Genomic DNA, 17114 nt, shown 5'->3' with positions numbered 1-17114 from the left:
CGCTCACGAGCGTCCACCACCGCGCCGCCACACGCCGCCCGCCGAGGTCACGCCGGTGCTGCAGCGCGTGCTCGACAACCTGCACGTGCCCGCGTTCGTGAAGACGCCGACGGCTACGAGCTGCTGCCGGACGAGTTCCGGCACAAGGAGGCGGGCAACACCTTCACGCTCCGGCTTCCCGGCATCGGAGAGCAGGAAGAGACGCACACCGTCCTCCAGGTGTCATGAGCGCGCTCCATATGGGCTCCACCCTGGCGCGAGCCCAGCCTCTTCACCAGGAGGCAGGGCCGCTGACCGTGATTGCACTGGCGGCCCCGCTGGCAGGCGTGACGTCAGGAAAGCGCCCCCCCCCCCACCGCCCGCGTCCGCTCAGCGCGACGCCCGGGAGGCCGGGCACGCCCCCGCCTCATGCGCACCGCGAGGCGCATTGACGCCGAGGAAATCGAGGATCGAGCGCTGGATGGCCGCCCCCGCTATCGGGTTCGCGGGGTCGACAGACTCGAAGTGCTGGCCTTCCGCGATCCGGACGATGGCCGTCTTGTCGCCCGCCGCCTTCGCCTTCGCCGCGAACTCCTCGACGACCTCGAGCGGGACCGACGTGTCCTTCGTGCCGTTCACGAACACCTGCGGGACGCCGAGTGGCAGGAGCTCCACCGGCGAGCCCTCTTTCATCCGCGCGGCGATCTGCTCCGGGGTTCCGCTCCCGAAGAGTTGGTTGATGGCGTCCGAGTAGCGCGGGACCACCTGAATGAATCGCGCGAGGTCCCCTGGGCCCGCTAGCGCCACCACGCCGCGGATCGGCAGCGGATTGGGCGTGTAGAGGGTCGCGGTCGGAGGCAGCCGGTGACGCGCCGCCAGCCACCTGCGCGTCCGCGGTGCGCTCGATGACGAGACCAGCGTGCAACATCCGGGTGCTGCAAGTGCCGGAGAAGGGGGGCCGCGTCCGCGGGTTGTGGAAGGCGCCTGGAACGATACCCGTGGCGAGGCTCCACACGCACCGAGATGGCGAGCCGCACTCGGCGAACGGGTGCTCGTTGCCCAGGGTGGTGAAGGCCGGCTCCACAAGCACAGATGGTGAACTCCTCCGCGGCCAAGGCCCGTGTTCGGGCTCATCCGCCTGCGCCCCACATCTCCGCCGTTTGACAATCTTTTGAACACCAGCGGGAATGCCACGGGGTGGCCATGGCCGTGCGCGAGCAGCGCATGAGTCCTGGTGGCCAGACATGAAGCTTGGAGGTCCTGACAAAACCAGGGATGCGGCCGGCACGCCCGAGGGCGCAGTTGCTGGTGAAGTGGTTTTGTCAGGGCCCATCACCCCATCGGAGCCCAGCTCCGAAGCCCGGAGAACGACAGCATGAGATGGCACAGCAAACAGGTCCTGGCGATTGGAGCGCTGCTCTCGCTTGGAGGATGTTCAGAGAGTTCCGGGAGTGCGGCCCGGGAGACCGCGGCAGGCTCGCGCCCGGACAAAATGGGCGCAACGCCGCTGGCGTCGACGCTCGTTCGCAATCTCTCGTCCTCCCGGCAGGCGGGGAGCGCCTCCCCCGCGCCCGTGGGAATCCTCGGCAACGAGCTCTTTTTCACGGCCACTGACGGCACGCACGGGACCGAGCTGTGGCGGACGGATGGGACGGAGGCGGGCACCTACCTGCTCCGGGATATTTCGCTGGCCTTCCCCAGCTCCTCCGTGAAGGGGCTCGCGGCCGGCACCCGCCAGCTCTTCTTCATGGCCCGCAGCCCGGAGTCCGGCAGCGAGCTGTGGCGCACGGACGGAACCCAGGCGGGAACGAAGCAGGTGGCGGACCTCACCGCGGGGCCCGCCGACACGCCCCTGCCCTCGGCGGCCGCGACGCTGGGAGACACGCTGCTCTTCAGCCACGGCAAGCCCGGCCAGGGCCAGGAGCTGTGGAGGAGCGACGGCACCGAGGCGGGCACCGTCCTGGTGAAGGACCTCCAGACGGGCTCGGGCAGCTCCGCCCCGGCGGGCCTCCGGCGCTCGGGCGCTTACGTGTATTTCTCCGCCACCACCGAGAACTTCGGCCGGGAGCTGTGGCGCACCGACGGCACCGGGGCGGGCACGGTCCTCGTCAAGGACGCCGCGGCGGCCCAGGACAGCGGCAGCCCCGAGGCGCTCACCGACGTGGGCGGCACCCTCTTCTTCACCGCCCGGACCGCGGCGAACGGCCGCGAGCTGTGGAAGAGCGATGGCAGCGAGGCGGGCACGGTGCTGGTGAAGGACATCGTCGCGGGGAGCGGCAGCCCGAACCTCCAGTCGCTCGTCGCGGTGGGCAGCACCCTCTACTTCCTGGCCGATGATGGAGTGAGCGGCCAGGAGCTGTGGAAGAGCGACGGCACCGAGGCGGGCACGGTGCTGGTGAAGGACATCGTCGCGGGGAGCGGCAGCCCGAGCCTCCAGTCGCTCGTCGCGGTGGGCAGCACCCTCTACTTCCTGGCCGATGATGGAGTGAGCGGCCAGGAGCTGTGGAAGAGCGACGGCACCGAGGCGGGCACGGTGCTGGTGAAGGATCTGCGGCCTGGCGCCGGCAGCGCCCAGCCCTCCGAGCTGACCCCCCATGGAGGCAAGCTCGCCTTCCTGGCGCTGGACGGAGAGGGCCGGACGAAGCTCTTCGTGACGGAGGGAACCGCCGACAGCACCGTGGAGGCGCTGGACGCCGCCACCGAGGTGCCCTCCTCCCTCCAGGGGCTCTCCTCCACGGGCTCCATCCTCTTCTTCGTGGGGCGCGGCAGCCAGGGCACCGAGCTGTGGAAGACGGACGGCGCCCCCGGGAGCCGTGCCGCACTGGTGCGCGACATCTTCCCCAGCACGGACGACTCCCTCCCGGGAGACGCCCTCGCCCCCTTCGTGAGCCTGAACGACGCGGCCTTCTTCTCCGTGAGCCACGCGGACAGCGGCTACGGCCTGTGGAGAACGGACGGCACCCCGGCGGGCACCTTCCAGGTGACCGACTCCTCCCTGTTCACCTCCGCGGCGTGGCTCACCAACGCGGGCGGGACACTCTATTTCAACATCTACACCAGCGCCGGGAACGAGCCCTGGGTGAGCGATGGGACGAGAGCGGGGACGGCGATGTTGAAGGACCTCGTCCCGGGTGCCAACGGCAGCTTCCCCGCGTCGTTCATCAGGGCTGGAAGCGTGACCTTCTTCTCGGCGTTCGAGCCCTCGGCGGGAATCGAGCTGTGGCGGACGGACGGGACGGCTCCTGGCACCTTCCAGGTGAAGGACCTCGAGCCAGGCGCCCAGAGCTCCTACCCCTCCCAGATGGTCGCGGTGGGTGACCGGCTCTTCTTCACGGCCGACACGGCCGCGAGCGGCATCGAGCTGTGGGTGAGCGATGGCACCGAGGCAGGCACCCGGCTGGTGAGGGACCTCAACACCTCCGGCAGCAGCTACCCGAAGTCGCTCATGGCGGTGAACGGGACGCTCTTCTTCTCCGTGTACACCGACTTCTTCGGCCTGGAGCTGTGGAAGAGCGACGGTACCGAGGCGGGCACGGTGCGGGTGGCGGACATCAACCCGGACTGGGGCAACAGCAACCCCCAGCACCTCACCGCGGTGGGCAACACGCTCTACTTCGTGGCGGATGACGGCCGCCATGGCCCGGAGTTGTGGAAGAGCGACGGCACCGCGGAGGGCACCGTCCTGGTGAAAGACCTCCAGCCGGGCGCCATCGGCTCGATGCCACTCGGCATCACCGCGGTGGGTGATCGTGTCTTCTTCGGGGCGGTCACGTCTGGAGAGGGCTTCGAGTTGTGGGTGAGCGACGGGACTTCGGCGGGGACCCTGCGGGTGGCGGACCTGCTGCCGGGGACCGGGTCAGGGCTGAACGTGGACGCGCGCATGCTCGGGCTGCCAACCGCTGGCAGGGTGGTGTTCGCCGCGACCGATGGCGTGCACGGCCTGGAGCCGTGGACGAGCGATGGAACGGCGAAGGGCACCTCGATGCTGGTGGACATCGCGCCGGGGGAGGAGCACTCCAATCCCATGGGCTTCACCCTGGCGGGCAGACAGATCATCTTCTCCGCCAATGATGGGACGACGGGCCGGGAGCCGCACACGGTGTCGTTGGATTTCATCCTCTCCGATCGCGAGCCCCCCACCGTGAGCTGCCCGGCGGATGTTACGGCGGAAGCCACCTCGGCCTCCGGCGCCGAGGTGAGCTACCCGGCGGCGACCGCGACGGATGATCAACCGGCGCCCCCAACCCTCACCTACAGCCAAGCTTCGGGGAGCACCTTCCCGCTGGGCACCACGCAGGTGACGGTGACGGCCAGGGACGCCGCGGACAACGAGGCCACGTGCACCTTCAACGTGAAGGTGCAGGACACCACCGCGCCGGCGCTCACCTGCCCGGGCCCGGTGTCCGCGCAGGCCACCAGCCAGGACGGCGTGCAGGTGACGCTGCCCGCCATCCAGGCAACGGACGCGGTGGGCAGCGTCACGGTGACCACCACCCCTGTCTCGGGGAGCCTCTTCCCCGTGGGCACCACGCAGGTGTCCGTGGTGGCGAAGGACCCGGCCGGCAATCAGGCCACCTGCACCTTCCCGGTGACGGTGAGCGCCGCGACGACCAACCCGGGGGATGGAGGAGGCGGCGGCGGGGGTGATGGTGGCGGAGGTGATGGTGGCGGAGGTGATGGTGGCGGAGGTGATGGTGGCGGCGAGGAGGACGGGAGCGGCTGCGGTTGCGGCGCCACGAGCGCGCCGGGAGCCGGTGCGGCCTGGGCCTCCCTCCTGCTGATGGGGGCCTTCCTCCGGATGCGCCGTCCTCGGGTCTGAGGGCGTCACCAGGACCCCAGTCCGCCTGGGGTCCTGTGACTGCCGGTACCGGGAGGCTACGGCACATTCCAGACGACGGTCCCGCTGCAGTTCCCGCTGTTGTAGCAGCCCATGCGCAGCGTGTACGTGCCGGTCGTGGGGACGGTGTAGCTGATCTGCGATCCCAGCCCGCGGCTATCGTCGTTCGAGGCGACCTCGGCGCCGGAGGGACCGTAGAGGCGGAGGTAGGTATCGCCGCTGAACGCCGCCGCTGCGCCACAGACGCCCAGCGTCACCTGCTCACCAGCGGAGAGGCGCAGCTGCTGCGTCCGGTAGTTCTGTGTGGTGCTCGCCGTATTGCTCGTGATGTACGCGGCCGTCCCGCCGGTTCGCCCCAGGAAGGGCGCGCATGCGCGGCTCCGAGGTGTTGATGGTCCCGACGACGTAGAACGCGTTCTCGCTCACCAGATCGCTCCGCCAGTCGTTGGCCGAGAGGAAGGCCGGGAAGTGGAGGTCGCCGGTGTCCCAGCTCCCATCGGTCTGCCGGATCGTGGTCATGAAGGTCCAGTGCACGAGATCGGGTGACGAGTACAGGCGGACCTCCCATTTCTGGGTGGGAACGTCGACCAGGTGCTCCGAGAGCCCCAGGAAGCCGCCGCTCGTGGAGGCGGCAACGGCGAAGCTGACCGGGTTGCCATCGGAGATCGGCGTCGCGCAGCCGCCAGGGACCTCGTAGAACGCCGCGATGTTGTCCTTGTTGAACCCGGCGGGCAGCGAATCCACCCAGGTGCCGTCGCACCACGTCTTCCTCGTCCCGGGCCGGCCCTGCTCCGAGGCAGGTGAGCGGGCCACCCGGACGCCTCGCCCGTAGGCCGTCCCGGGCGTCCCGTAACCGACCTCGTGATAGAAGACGTAGATGTAATCACCGGCGACGATCGCGCGCGGATGGCGGAGTCCCTCCGTCGCCTTCGCTCCTCCCGAGAGGTACCCGGTGGCCGGTAGACGATGGGCCCCTCGTCGATGTGGGGATGCATGCCCCAGTTATGGGCCTCGTCATCGTACTGCCAGGAGAGGCCGACGAAGCCGTTGTAGGACTGCGAGCAGTCCCCGCCACCGCACAGGGAGCAGGTCCTGCAGGAGATCTCCTGATTGATGGTGTTCTGGACGCACCTGTCCGAGCAACCATCGTTCTTGTTCTCTCCGTGGTTGAAGGCGAGCAGCTTGTTGCCGACGAGGAGCTGGCTGTACGAGCCGTAGTAGTTGCGCGCCCAGGGCTTGCTCCTGTCACGGTCGATGGCCCGCGTGCAGTTCGTCAGGTCGACGCTCTCGGCGAGCGGGTTCTTGTCCGTCGAGCAGAGGTCCGTCCACCCGGCCGTGACCTGCATCAACCGCCAGCTGCAACGTCGGCGAGCGCGGAGGCAGGGCATCCGTCGTGGGCAGGTAGGGGCCGCGCTCGTTCATCCAGCTCTTCGGCTCCGCCTTGCAGGTGACGCCGCACTTCCACTCGCTGGTGCCAGACGGTGCTTTCGTGCAGAGGGAGGGCGGCGTGCACTTCGAGCCGCTGCCGCCACCCACGCAAGACGAGGTGGAGCGCCTGCTGAGGGTGGTGCGCCACCGGGTGCTGCGCCTCCTGGAGAAAAGAGGGGCTATGCCCGCACAAGGGCACGAGGACGCGCTGCGGGCGTATCAGGCGCACTCGCTGCAGCAGCGGCTGCGCTGGACGGAGGTGGACGTGCGGCCCCCGCCCCGAGGGCGTTTGCACCCGCATCCTCGGGTAGTCCGTCGAGGTGACCGACGCGCGGGCCCCCTTTCGGGTCCGCGCGTCGGTGTCGTGTAACAGTTTCGCGCACCCGTGGTGTTGAAGCAGGACACTCTGGGAGCGAAACCATGAACGCACGACACACCACGAAGTCTTCCTTCATCCGCGGCTTCGGCGCGCTGTTCGCCTTGTCCCTGGCGACGGCCTGCCAACCCGATTGGGATGATACCGAGCCCGTCCCCGAGCCCCCGCCCGCGCAGCTCTCTCTGCGAATGGAGCGCGGGGCCGGCTCGCCTCGCTTCTCCTGGGAGGGAGGCAAGCTCCACCGCTTCGAGGTCATCGAGTGCAGTGAGCCCTCGAAACAGGAGGAGGTGGAGACCTGCTCGTGCAGCGGCCACCTCGTGTGGGGACTGGGTGCCGCCGACTCCGAGCCGTTCCACGAGGTGGCTCTCGAGCAGCCCTTCATCGAGTCGCCCGTCGAATACGATGTGAGGCCGGCGAGCGATCGGAAGGGCTATGACGCGCGGCCCCTCGTCGCGGGCAGGACGTATCTGGCGAGGGCCGTGCAGGTCGGTCCCTGCCCCGAGAACGCCGAGAACTGCCAGCGGATGACGGCGCTCGGCTGCCAGCGATTCGTCTGGTGACGAGCGCTCCGGCAGCACCCGTGGCCCCCGCTGACTCCGAGGGCCACGGTGTTGTCCGTTGGACGTCTAGAGGGAGGCGCCCGGCCGGGGTGGCTTGGAGCGCTCCTCTCAATGAATACCGTCGGTTTCCTGGTCTACATCTTCACCGCAGACGAGGCCCGAGCCATGAAGACCCCAGGAGGGAGTTATTCCTGCGGCGCATCGTATTTCGAAAAAGCGCCACACCGCGTGATCTCGCTTGAGGACTTTGCGGATTGAGGTAGCCCTACGCTCAGGTGCGCCAAGCGGTCAGCGAAGGTTTTTGCACGCGCCCGGTTGTCCGCCCACGAGCCCGAGGCTGGGCGAGCTCCAGCGCTCACCGCGAGGCGCGCGTCCTACGAGTCCGGCCTAGACGCTCGCCACGAGCCCCCAGCGCTCACCGCGAGGCCCGTGTCCGGCCTGGAGGCTGGCCACTACCCTAAGGGCTCGCCGCGAGCCCCGGCGCTCACCACGAGTCTCAGCGCTCAACAGGTGGGCCATGTTGCATGTATGTCGCAGGAGTCTGCGGAATGTGCTGGGACAGGCCGGGATGAGACGGGACGCGGCGGGATACCGACTCCCAAGCATTCCGGGCGGTTGCGAGGTAAGGGCGCGATTCTGCTGGGAGTTTCGCACCGCCCGGCGCGGGTTCGATTCCCGCCGCCTCCAATTCGTTGGGAGTGACAGGAGTTACTCCTCGTTGCTGCGCAGCGTCGCGAGGACGTTGAGGTCCTCGAGCGTGGTGACGTCGCCCGTGGTCTGCTTGCCTCCAGCCACGTCGCGCAACAGCCGACGCATGATCTTCCCCGAGCGCGTCTTGGGCAGCCCTTCCGCGAAGCGGATTTCATCCGGCCGGGCGATGGCGCCGATCTCCTTCGTCACGTGCGCGCTCAGTTCCTTCTTGAGCTCCGGCGAGGGCGCGATGCCCTTCTTCAGGGTGACGAAGGCCACCAGCGCGGTGCCCTTGAGCTCGTCCGGGCGGCCCACCACGGCGGCCTCGGAGACGGACTTGTGGGCCACCAGCGCGCTCTCCACCTCGGCCGTGCCCAGGCGGTGGCCCGCCACGTTCACCACGTCGTCCACGCGTCCCATCAGCCAGAAGTAGCCGTCGTTGTCCCGGCGCGCGCCGTCACCGGTGAAGTACTTGCCGGGCAGCTCGCTGAAGTACGTCCGCACGTACCGGTCCGGGTCCCCGTACACGGTGCGCAGCATGGAGGGCCATGGCCTCGTGACGAAGAGCAGGCCGCCCTGGTTCGCCGGCACCGGGTTGCCTTGTCTGTCCAACACCTCGGCGTGGATTCCGGGCAGCGGCAGCGTGGCGCTCCCGGGCTTGGTGGGCGTGGCTCCAGGCAGCGGCGAGAGCATGATGCTGCCCGTCTCCGTCTGCCACCAGGTGTCCACCACGGGGCAGCGTCCGCCGCCGATGACGTCGCGGTACCACATCCATGCCTCGGGGTTGATGGGCTCGCCCACCGAGCCGAGCACCCGCAGCGAGGACAGGTCGTGCCGCTTCGGGTGCTCGTCGCCCAGGCGCATGAAGGCGCGGATGGCCGTGGGCGCCGTGTAGAGGATGGTGATCTTCTCGCGGGCGATCAGCTCCCAGAAGCGGTCCGGCCCCGGGTGGTTGGGCGCGCCCTCGTAGATGATGGTGGTGGCGCCGTTCATCAGCGGGCCATAGACGACGTAGCTGTGTCCCGTCACCCAGCCCACGTCGGCGGTGCACCAATAGATGTCCTCGTCCTTCAGGTCGAACACCCAGCGCGTGGTGAGCGAGGCATTCACCGCGTAGCCGCCCGTGGTGTGCAGCACGCCCTTGGGTTTGCCCGTGCTGCCCGAGGTGTAGAGGATGAACAGCGGGTGCTCGCTCTCCACCCACTCGGGCTCGCAGGTGTCGGACTGCTTCGACACCAGCTCGCTCCACGCCAGCTCCTTGTCGCTCAGCTGCAACGTACCCTGCGTGGTGCGCTGGAACACCACCACGCGCTCCAGGCTGTTCATCTGCGGCATCGCCTTGCGCACGTTCTCCAGCAGCGGCACCACCGCGCCCTTGCGCCAGCCACCGTCCGCGGTGAGGAGCACCCGGGCGCCCGCGTCGTTCATGCGCTCCAGCAGGGCCTCGGCCGAGAAGCCGCCGAACACCACCGAGTGCACCGCGCCAATCCGGGCACACGCCAGCATGGCCACCGCGGCCTCGGGAATCATCGGCAGGTAGATGCCCACCCGGTCTCCCTTGCGCACGCCCAGCGAGCGCAGGCCGTTGGCCAGCCGGTTCACGTCTCGCGCCAGCTCCCCATACGTCACCTTGCGCCGGTCGCCGGGCTCGCCCTCGAAGAGGATGGCCGTCTTGTCCCGGCGCTCGTCCAGGTGCCGGTCCAGGCAGTTGTAGGCCAGGTTGGTGCGGCCCTCGACGAACCACCGCGCGTGCGGCGGCTTCCACTCGAGCACCGTCTGGAAGGGCTCCTTCCAGTACAGCTCCTCGCGCGCACGGGCGCCCCAGTAGGCGTCGGGGTCCCTCTCGGCCTCGTCCCACAGCCGGCGATAGTCCTCCATGCCGCGGATGTGGGCGCGGCTCGCGAACTCCGGCGGGGGCGGGAAGACACGGTTCTCGGCGAGGACGGAGTGAAACTCCTGCGACGGCGGACGAGGCGCTTCAGCCATGGGCTCCTCCAGTGCAACGACGTCAGGAGCCCCGTTCTAGAAGCCTCGCGTGCCCTCCCTCAAGGAGAGGAGTAGCAAGGGGACTTGCCTTTCTCGACGGCCTGATAACGAACCCACAATTGGCAGGCACACCCGGGCTGTTGGATCCGCTGCTCGTAGCGCACACTCAACACGCCGTCGAACTGCCTGTCGCACTGCGTCGTGCCCTCCATGTGCAACTTCAGCTGATCCACGAAGCACCGGGCCTCCTCATCGCCGGGGAGCGAGACGTTGGCCACGCTGCCATCCATCGAGAAGACGTCGTTGTCCGACGCGCTCCCATCGAGGAAGCGCCCCACGAGCAGCGCGTCCTGCAGCCCGTAGCGCATGCGGACGACCTCCCCGAAGATGAGGAGCTCTCCGTCCCAGAGCGCCTCTTCCGGGGAGAAGGCGAGCATGCCGCAATCGTCGCGGATCAGCTCCACGGCCTTGAACTCGTAGAGGCCCACTTTCTGGATGTAGGCACGGGTGCAGCCCATGCCGAAGAGGGTCAGGGCCAGGGCGGACATCAGGAGCGGGCGGAACAGTCGGGTAGCGGCCACGGCATGCAGGCTAGCGCATCCCGGTGCACGAGCGGGGTGCAACGGCGAGGTCAGCGGCTAGACTGGCTCCCCTATGGCCCAGTTCAAGAATCCCGTGCCCACGGTGGACTGCATCATCGAGCTGCCCGGGGACCGCATCGTGCTCGTCCACCGCAAGAACCCGCCCCTGGGCTGGGCGCTGCCCGGTGGGTTCGTGGACGAGGGCGAGCGCCTCGACGTGGCCGCGGTGCGCGAGGTGAAGGAGGAGACGGGGCTGGACGTGGAGTTGGTGGAGCAGTTCTTCACCTACTCGGACCCGAACCGCGACCCGCGCAAGCACACCCTCTCCACCGTCTACATCGGCCGGGCGAAGGGCGAGCCGGTGGGCGCGGATGACGCCGCCGAGGCGAAGGCCTTCCCGGTGGATGCCCTGCCCCGGGAGCTGTGTTTCGACCACGGCACCATCCTCGCCGACTACCTGGCCTACAAGCGGACGGGCCAGCGGCGGAAGCTCTGAGGCGACCACACCCGGATGCACTACCTCCCGCTCCTCCTCGCTCTTGGTCTGCTCGTGGCACTTCACGAGCTGGGACACCTCGTGGCCGCCCGGCTGTTGGGCATCCGGGCAACCCGGTACACGCTCGGCTTCGGGCCGGCCGTTCTCACCTGGCGGCTCCGGGGGACGGACTACGTGCTCGGGGCCGTGCCGCTCGGGGGCTCGGCCCGCATCCACGGGATGAATCCCCATGAGCCAGGTCTGGATCCGGCGGACCCGACGAGCTTCTCGGCGCAGCGCCCCTGGAAGCGGCTGCTGGTGCTGCTGGCGGGGCCGCTGGCCAACTGGCTGTTCGCGCTGGGCATCCTCTTCACGCTCTACACCTCGGGCACCCACGTGGTGGTGCCGCTCACCGTGGGCACCATCACCCCCGGCTCCGAGGCGGCGCGTGCCCAGCTCCTGCCGGGGGACCGCATCGTCGCCGTGGAAGGCAAGCCGCTGGAGAGCTGGGCCGAGCTCGTGGAGCTCATCGCCCAGAGCCCTGGCCGCGAGCTGAAGCTGGGTGTCGAGCGCGGGAGTGAGCCGAGAGAGGTGTCGGTGCGCCCGCGTCCCGATGAGCGGGGCGAGGGCCGCATCGGGGTGAGCCAGCAGTACGTGTACCGCGTCCACGGCCCGGGCCAGGCGCTGCTGCAGGCGCTGGCGCACTCGGGGAACCTGGTGACCGAGGGGACGAAGATGCTCGGCCGCATGCTCGAGGGCCGGCAGGGCCTCGTGCCGATCAACCCGGTGGGGGTGGTGAAGCAGTCCTCGGGCGCGGCGGGAAGTGGCCTGGGCGCCTTCCTGCGCGTGGTGGTGAGCCTCTCGTTGGCGCTCGCCTTCTTCCACCTGCTGCCCCTGCCCTCGCTGGATGGGGGGCGCATGCTCTTCGTGCTCCTCGAGACGGTGAGCCGCCGCAGGGTGCCCGCGCGGGTGGAGACGCTGGTGCACGCGGCGGGCTTCCTCGTGTTGTTGGGAGTGGTGCTGACGGTGGCGTTCGCGGACCTGCGTCGGTACCTGAGCCGTCCCGACACCTCGGACCAGGACGCACCTCCCCTCTCCCCTTCGCAGAAGGTTGGGGTGAGGATCTCCCCCACCGCGCCCGATGCGGGCACCCCGAACACACCGGACGGCGGCCGGGCCCAGATGGCGAACGAGCCCGCTCCCTGAGCGTTCGAACCCGGCCAGACGCCGGCCACCCGAGCAGCCGGACAGTGCCCCCGGACCCGGAAGGCCCTATGCTCCCCCGCGCCATGAGGACCGACGTGAAGAACGAGGGCCTGTTCTGCGAGCTCTACTGGGGCACCACCCTCAACGAGGCCCGGAGCTTCGGCCCCGAGCTGACGCGCGTGCTCGCCGCGCCGGATGAGACGGTGCCCCTGCCCCTCTATGGCTTCACCCTGCCGGAGGAGCCCTTCCTGCTCGCCGAGCGCACCGAGACCGGCTACCGCGTCTTCGTCCCTCCGGCGGCGCGCCTCGAGCGCAGCCGCAACGGCGATGCCTTCGGTCCGGTGCCCGACGCGGAGCTGCGGCGGACGGGGGAGCGGTCCTGGCTCGAGCTCACGCCGGAGGACCGGCTGCGCATCCTCGAGGGAGAGCTCTCCCTGGTGCTGGCGCCCTCCGTGGCCGGCAAGCGCGAGGCGGCCCTGAAGCCGAAGGATCTCGTCTGGCTGGCGATGGGCGCGGCCCTCTTCCTCAGCCTGCCGGTGGGCTTCCTCTTCGCGGGGCCCTCTCCCGAGAAGATGGCCGAGTCCAACGCCCGTGCCCTCGCCGCCGCGCGCGAGCGCGAGCAGGCCGAGCGCAAGCGGCTCGGAGTGGACACGCCCGCGCGCCCCATCACCCAGGAGTCGCAGCCCGACGCGGGCACGAAGGTGCTGCCCGCCAACCTGGGCGTGTACTGAGGCACGGGAGCGGGGCTCAGGGCCCCAGTCCCACCCACACCTCACCGTCCTCGTAGAACTCCTTCTTCCAGATGGGGACGTCCTGCTTGAGCCGCTCGATGGCGTACTCGCACCCGAGGAACGCCTCCTTGCGGTGCGGCGCGGCGGCGGCGATGACCACGGCCAGCTCGCCCGGCTGCAACGTTCCCACCCGGTGCACGATGGCCAGCCGCGTTCCATTGAAGCGCTCGGCCACCTCGGCGCCGATCTCCGCCAGCTTCTTCTCCGCCATGGGCGGATAGGCCTCGTACTCCAGCTTCGTCACGCGCCGGCCCCGCGTCTGGTTGCGCACCGAGCCGGAGAAGGTGACGAGACCCCCGTAGGCCTCACCGGCCACGGCCTCCACCACTTCCTCCAACCGAAGCGGCCGGTCCACCACGCGGAACAGCCCGCCGCTGCCGCCGGCCACGGGAGGAATCAGGGCCAGCTCCGCGCCAGCGGGAACCTCGGCATCCGCCGCGCAGAACTCCTGGTTGACCGCCACCCGGAGGTGCGGAAGCAGGGGCGCGAGCGAGGGGTGACGCGTGGCCAGCACGCGCAACACATCCGCCACGCGAGCACCCGGAGCCAGCTCCAGCGACTCGCGCGAGAGCCCCGTGCGCTCGCGCGCCGCGGCGAAGTACAGGACGGTGAGGGTATCGGACACGGCCCCCTCCTATCGCGATCGGAGCTGGGTGCGCGCCCGGAAACGACCGCCCCCCTGCTCGGGAGCGAAGTCGAGGAAGACGAGCTCGACGGGCGGGAGCTGATCCAACAGCGTCCCCACCAGGGAGCGCGCCACGGGGAGCTGCTGCGACGGCACGCCGGGCACCTCCTGGGGCGCATCCAGCTCGGCGCGCAGCCGGCCCACGTCCACCATGGCGGAGAGGTGGCCGGGCGTGAAGGCCTGGGCATCGAAGCGCTCGCGCAGCGCCGCGCCCACATCCCCCGAGGCGCGGGCCGCCAGCGACTCGCCGCCGTGCATCGTCAGCCGGTCCGCGGAAATGGTGAGCTCCACTGGCTGCTCCATCACCCGCGTGCGCAGGCGCGTGGCGTCCGCGCCCTTGACCACCTCGAAGGGCTGCCCGCGCGCCTGGAGCCGCTTCGTGAGCCAATCCAGCACCGGCTCGGAGCGGACGAGGCCCGCCTGGAAGAGCAGCGTGCCGCGGGGTTCCGGACGCCGGTTGCCCCGGATGAAGTTGCGGTAGAAGGCCGCCGCGTCGAAGTAGGCCAGCAGCGTCAGGTCGCCGCGCAGCGCGCCCAGGAGGCCATCCACCTCGGACGCGTCGAACCCCTCGCCCAGCAGGCGCTGCTGCGTGCGCGCGCGGCGCTCCGAACCGGGCGCTCCGAAGACGAGCTTCGCCAGCTCCTCCGGTGGAATGGACACCATCAACGCGGCGAAGGGCCCCGCGGGCGCCTTCCCCAGCAGCTCCGAGCCGGGTGCGCTCTTGCCATCGAAGAGGGACTGCTCCGAGGCCACCCAGCCCTCCAGGTCCGCCCGGCCCCCGTCGACCTTGAGCGCCGCCCAGAGGCCCCGGATGCCGGAGGAGGCCTCCTCGCCCTCGGCACGCGCGAAGAGGTGGACGTTGCCCGCCCCCACCTTCGAGCGCAGCTCGGTGAGCAGCGGCACCTCGGACAACCCCGGGCCGCTCATGCCGGTGATGCGCGCGCGAATCGCCTCCAACGTCGTCGCGTCCGCGGGCGCTCCACCCACCTGGGCCTGGACCTTCACCACCTGGGCTCGCACCGTCTCCGCGCCGTCCGACTCCTCCGTGTCCGGCACCACCAAGTAGAGGTAGCCCCGGTCCGGGAACAGCAGCAGCGGCGCGCCGCTCTCGCGCTGGAGGTGGACGGAGCCCTCGGGCTCACGCCGCACCACCCCCGCCCCACCCGACTCCAACTCCTTCACCACCGCGTCCAGGGCCGCCTGGGTCTCCGTCACGCCCAGCAGCGCCACCGTGCCCTCGAAGCCGGGCAGGGAGAAGAAGCCCACGCCCTCCTCCGGGTCCACCACCCGGGGCTGCCCACGCAGGTCGCTCAACACCAACGACAGCAGCGGGGCCTCCTCCAACGACCGGCGCGCCTGCGCCTCGCCCATCAGCCGCGCGGAGAAGTCCACCAGGGGCTCTACGTTGCCACGCAGTTGGGGGAAGAAGAGGGCCACCTCCGCGTCGGCGGGGATGGCGCGCAGCACCGGCCGGGGCACCACCGTCACCGTGGCACTGGCCAGCACCTCGTCCTTGTCCTCTTCCAGCGCGCGCACCGTGAAGGTGCCCGCGCGCGGGAAGGCATGGGACACCCGCGCGCCCTTCTGGGGCGGCGTGCCGTCTCCGAAGTCCCAACGCACCTCCGGCGCGCCCCGGGCCTCGGAACCGAAGCCCTCCGGCACGCCGGCCTCCACCGTGCGATCTCCCCCCGCCTCTGGCTTCACCGCCCGCCGACAGCCGGGACCCACCAGGGCCACGGATACCAGGAAGAAGGCTGTCAGCGCTCGAAGGGAGACACGCACATGGGGTTCCATGTACGGCCTAGTAATCCAGCGCCAGACCGAACATCCAGTACGAGTCCGAGAGATTGAGTCCCTGGCCGCCGAAGTTGTTCACTTTCGCGTAGGTGTACTCGGCGAAGAGATAGCTGTGATTCACGCCGAGGTCCGTGTCGAAGTCACGCGCCAGCCGCGGCTCCAGCACGTCCAGCAGGAAGGACACGCCGCCAGACACCTCCCAGCCCAGCTTGCCACCGCTCGCCCTGCCGTCGGGGAGCCTCTCCACGTTTCCACCCTTGGTGCTCCACCATGGAATGTAGACGAGGCCGGGCTTCACGTAGGGAACCAGGGGGAAGCCCCAGCGGAACGCGGGGTAGTCGAACCGGTAGACGCCGCGCACGCGGATGGGCAGCACGTGGAAGCCGGTGCGCTCGGCGGACACGCCCCCCTCGGGCTTCAGGGCGGCGGCGTACTTCTCCGCGTAACCCAGGGACAGGCTCACGCCCGCCGAGCCGATGCCCTGGTAGAAGAAGCGCTGCAGCTCCGCTTCGAAGAGCAGCATGTTCGAGCTGCCGAACACCGCCCCGAATGGATCCTCACCGTTGAGCGAATCCTCCGCTTCCATCTGCGGCCGGTAGCCGCCGAGCCGGAACTCCACGGAGCCGCTGCGAGGCGATTGGTTGGGTACGTCGGAAGGCTCCTGCGCCTCGCCAGGGAGTGCGGTGAGGGCCACCGCGAGGCCGAGGGCTACTGCTCGAGTCATGAACGATTTCTCCTTGAGGACAGCCAGATTCCCAGGACGGCCAGCACCGCACCGCCCGCCAGACCTCCGCCCGTGGCGCTACACCCGCCCGTCTCCGTCCCACCCATCTCCCGGTAATACTCATAGAAACCCAGGCTCCGGGTCGGGGTCCCCTCTCCGGTGGCGAACTGCTCGCTCTCGTTGTCCGCCTCATCGATGGCGTAGGCACGGACCTGGTACGTCACCTCGTTCTCCAGGTTCTCCACCCGGATGGAGCCCGCGTCCACGCCCTGCGTCCTCGAGGTGACCTCGACGTCATCCCGCAACACCACCACCCGCACCCGGTTGGCATCGGCGGGTGCTCTGACGTTGATCCGAAGGGCCCTGTCCAACCCGGCCACCTGGGTGATGGTAGGTGCCTCCGGCCCCTGCGTGTCATAGGTGATCTTCAACGGTGCCTGCACCCTCGTCAGGGTGGAAGAGCAGCTCCCATAGCTGTCCGGACGCGCCGACGCGCACAGCTGCACCGTCTTGGAGACGCCCTGGGCACCGCAGGTCACGCCCCCTTCCCCAGTGGAGAAGATGGGCAGGTCCGACACGGGGAAGGTGGATTGCCCCTGACCGCCCTGGTTGATGATGGTGTCGTACGGGATGGAGGGCAGCGGAGACGTCGCTCCCGTCTGATCTCCCGCCTCGTCCTTGCAGGACGGGTCAACGGTGATCCACAGCGCGAGTGACCCCCGGGCGCAAGGGTAGAAATTGATCGTCCAGTTGAAGGGGACGGTGGATCCGCACTGTTTCGGACCGACGCTCAGGGTGTCCGCCCCGTTGAGGCTCTGGATCTGGATTTGGCCGAACGCCGCGGATGAGACGAGCAGCGCGGCGGTGAGGAGAAGGGTGCGCATGGCGTGCGGGAGGGTAGCAAGCCCGGGGCCAGGAGACACCCGGCCCTCCCTCCCCTGATTTCCGAGCGGGAAACGGAGCCCGCCCGGTCAAATGGGCAAGGGGCGGTCCGGCGGA

The 17114-nt window shown here is 69.6% G+C and carries 16 protein-coding genes; 6 read left to right on the top strand and 10 right to left on the bottom strand.

The genetic code is table 11. The annotated features are described in order from the left end of the window. Nucleotides 1-3: 3 nt before the first annotated feature. Both JQX13_RS54560 and JQX13_RS31450 read right to left on the bottom strand, forming a co-directional pair. On the bottom strand, nucleotides 4-207 hold the full coding sequence (locus tag JQX13_RS54560; protein ID WP_239015556.1) for a hypothetical protein: 204 nt from the start codon (nucleotides 205-207) through the stop codon (nucleotides 4-6). Nucleotides 208-369: 162 nt separating this feature from the next. Beyond that, the gene (locus JQX13_RS31450; RefSeq protein WP_203412632.1) at nucleotides 370-744 is read right to left on the bottom strand and encodes a hypothetical protein; all 375 of its coding nucleotides are present in this window, start codon (nucleotides 742-744) and stop codon (nucleotides 370-372) included. Nucleotides 745-1471: 727 nt separating this feature from the next. Here JQX13_RS31450 and JQX13_RS31445 point away from each other — a divergent pair. Continuing rightward, nucleotides 1472-4798, top strand: coding sequence for an ELWxxDGT repeat protein (locus JQX13_RS31445; RefSeq protein WP_203403157.1), 3327 nt, complete (start codon nucleotides 1472-1474; stop codon nucleotides 4796-4798). A 56-nt stretch (nucleotides 4799-4854) separates the two neighbouring features. Here the strand turns inward: JQX13_RS31445 and JQX13_RS31440 are convergent, their stop codons facing one another. Together JQX13_RS31440 and JQX13_RS31435 are read right to left on the bottom strand one after the other, a co-directional pair. Further along, nucleotides 4855-5073 carry a PPC domain-containing protein gene (locus tag JQX13_RS31440; RefSeq protein ID WP_203403156.1) on the bottom strand — a complete coding sequence of 73 codons (219 nt, stop codon included), beginning with the start codon at nucleotides 5071-5073 and terminating at the stop codon, nucleotides 4855-4857. A gap of 4 nt (nucleotides 5074-5077) precedes the next feature. After that, a complete protein-coding gene (locus JQX13_RS31435) occupies nucleotides 5078-5629 on the bottom strand; it encodes a hypothetical protein (protein WP_203403155.1) in 552 nt (183 codons plus the stop codon). A 634-nt stretch (nucleotides 5630-6263) separates the two neighbouring features. Here JQX13_RS31435 and JQX13_RS31430 point away from each other — a divergent pair. Both JQX13_RS31430 and JQX13_RS31425 read left to right on the top strand, forming a co-directional pair. Continuing rightward, nucleotides 6264-6614, top strand: a complete 351-nt coding sequence (locus JQX13_RS31430) for a hypothetical protein (protein WP_343211157.1) — start codon at nucleotides 6264-6266, stop codon at nucleotides 6612-6614. A gap of 50 nt (nucleotides 6615-6664) precedes the next feature. Then, nucleotides 6665-7180 (top strand): hypothetical protein, encoded by a 516-nt coding sequence (locus tag JQX13_RS31425; RefSeq protein WP_203403154.1) that lies wholly within the window; start codon nucleotides 6665-6667, stop codon nucleotides 7178-7180. A 708-nt stretch (nucleotides 7181-7888) separates the two neighbouring features. Here the strand turns inward: JQX13_RS31425 and acs are convergent. Together acs and JQX13_RS31415 are read right to left on the bottom strand one after the other, a co-directional pair. After that, nucleotides 7889-9856, bottom strand: coding sequence for an acetate--CoA ligase (acs, locus tag JQX13_RS31420; RefSeq protein WP_203403153.1), 1968 nt, complete (start codon nucleotides 9854-9856; stop codon nucleotides 7889-7891). 59 nt (nucleotides 9857-9915) lie between these two features. Beyond that, nucleotides 9916-10437, bottom strand: a complete 522-nt coding sequence (locus JQX13_RS31415) for a hypothetical protein (RefSeq protein WP_239013965.1) — start codon at nucleotides 10435-10437, stop codon at nucleotides 9916-9918. 73 nt (nucleotides 10438-10510) lie between these two features. Here JQX13_RS31415 and JQX13_RS31410 point away from each other — a divergent pair, with 73 nt between their 5' ends. From JQX13_RS31410 to JQX13_RS31400, 3 genes are all read left to right on the top strand, one after another. After that, nucleotides 10511-10933 (top strand): NUDIX domain-containing protein, encoded by a 423-nt coding sequence (locus tag JQX13_RS31410; RefSeq protein WP_203403152.1) that lies wholly within the window; start codon nucleotides 10511-10513, stop codon nucleotides 10931-10933. A gap of 15 nt (nucleotides 10934-10948) precedes the next feature. After that, a complete protein-coding gene (locus JQX13_RS31405; protein ID WP_203403151.1) occupies nucleotides 10949-12118 on the top strand; it encodes a M50 family metallopeptidase in 1170 nt (389 codons plus the stop codon). Nucleotides 12119-12213: 95 nt separating this feature from the next. Further along, nucleotides 12214-12849: a hypothetical protein gene (locus tag JQX13_RS31400; RefSeq protein ID WP_343211024.1), complete on the top strand. Its 636-nt coding sequence runs from the start codon at nucleotides 12214-12216 to the stop codon at nucleotides 12847-12849. A 16-nt stretch (nucleotides 12850-12865) separates the two neighbouring features. On the opposite strand, the gene JQX13_RS55580 is transcribed toward JQX13_RS31400, so the two are convergent. Genes JQX13_RS55580 through JQX13_RS31380 form a run of 4 tightly spaced genes read right to left on the bottom strand, consistent with a single transcriptional unit; the run spans nucleotide 12866 to nucleotide 16999 of the window. After that, nucleotides 12866-13534 carry a molybdenum cofactor biosynthesis protein gene (locus tag JQX13_RS55580; RefSeq protein WP_203403149.1) on the bottom strand — a complete coding sequence of 223 codons (669 nt, stop codon included), beginning with the start codon at nucleotides 13532-13534 and terminating at the stop codon, nucleotides 12866-12868. 9 nt (nucleotides 13535-13543) lie between these two features. Then, nucleotides 13544-15388, bottom strand: a complete 1845-nt coding sequence (locus JQX13_RS31390) for a PKD domain-containing protein (protein ID WP_203403148.1) — start codon at nucleotides 15386-15388, stop codon at nucleotides 13544-13546. Between the two features lie 7 nt (nucleotides 15389-15395). Beyond that, a complete protein-coding gene (locus JQX13_RS31385; protein WP_203403147.1) occupies nucleotides 15396-16115 on the bottom strand; it encodes an MXAN_2562 family outer membrane beta-barrel protein in 720 nt (239 codons plus the stop codon). Further along, a complete protein-coding gene (locus JQX13_RS31380) occupies nucleotides 16112-16999 on the bottom strand; it encodes an MXAN_2561 family MXYO-CTERM-anchored protein (RefSeq protein ID WP_203403146.1) in 888 nt (295 codons plus the stop codon). The genes JQX13_RS31385 and JQX13_RS31380 overlap by 4 nt, the downstream gene beginning before the upstream one ends. Nucleotides 17000-17114: the final 115 nt, after the last annotated feature.

This window comes from Archangium violaceum, assembly GCF_016859125.1.
Classification (GTDB): domain Bacteria; phylum Myxococcota; class Myxococcia; order Myxococcales; family Myxococcaceae; genus Archangium; species Archangium violaceum_A.
Note: the sequence above shows the minus strand (reverse complement) of the source record. Positions and strands in the feature narration are given on the sequence as shown.

Excerpts from the sequence above, each read along its gene's own strand:
- JQX13_RS31445 (WP_203403157.1), top strand. The coding sequence starts at position 1,472 with ATGGGCGCAACGCCGCTGGCGTCGACGCTCGTTCGCAATCTCTCGTCC.
- JQX13_RS31425 (WP_203403154.1), top strand. The coding sequence starts at position 6,665 with ATGAACGCACGACACACCACGAAGTCTTCCTTCATCCGCGGCTTCGGC.
- acs (WP_203403153.1), bottom strand. The coding sequence starts at position 9,856 with ATGGCTGAAGCGCCTCGTCCGCCGTCGCAGGAGTTTCACTCCGTCCTC.
- JQX13_RS31410 (WP_203403152.1), top strand. The coding sequence starts at position 10,511 with ATGGCCCAGTTCAAGAATCCCGTGCCCACGGTGGACTGCATCATCGAG.
- JQX13_RS31405 (WP_203403151.1), top strand. The coding sequence starts at position 10,949 with ATGCACTACCTCCCGCTCCTCCTCGCTCTTGGTCTGCTCGTGGCACTT.
- JQX13_RS31390 (WP_203403148.1), bottom strand. The coding sequence starts at position 15,388 with ATGGAACCCCATGTGCGTGTCTCCCTTCGAGCGCTGACAGCCTTCTTC.
- JQX13_RS31385 (WP_203403147.1), bottom strand. The coding sequence starts at position 16,115 with ATGACTCGAGCAGTAGCCCTCGGCCTCGCGGTGGCCCTCACCGCACTC.
- JQX13_RS31380 (WP_203403146.1), bottom strand. The coding sequence starts at position 16,999 with ATGCGCACCCTTCTCCTCACCGCCGCGCTGCTCGTCTCATCCGCGGCG.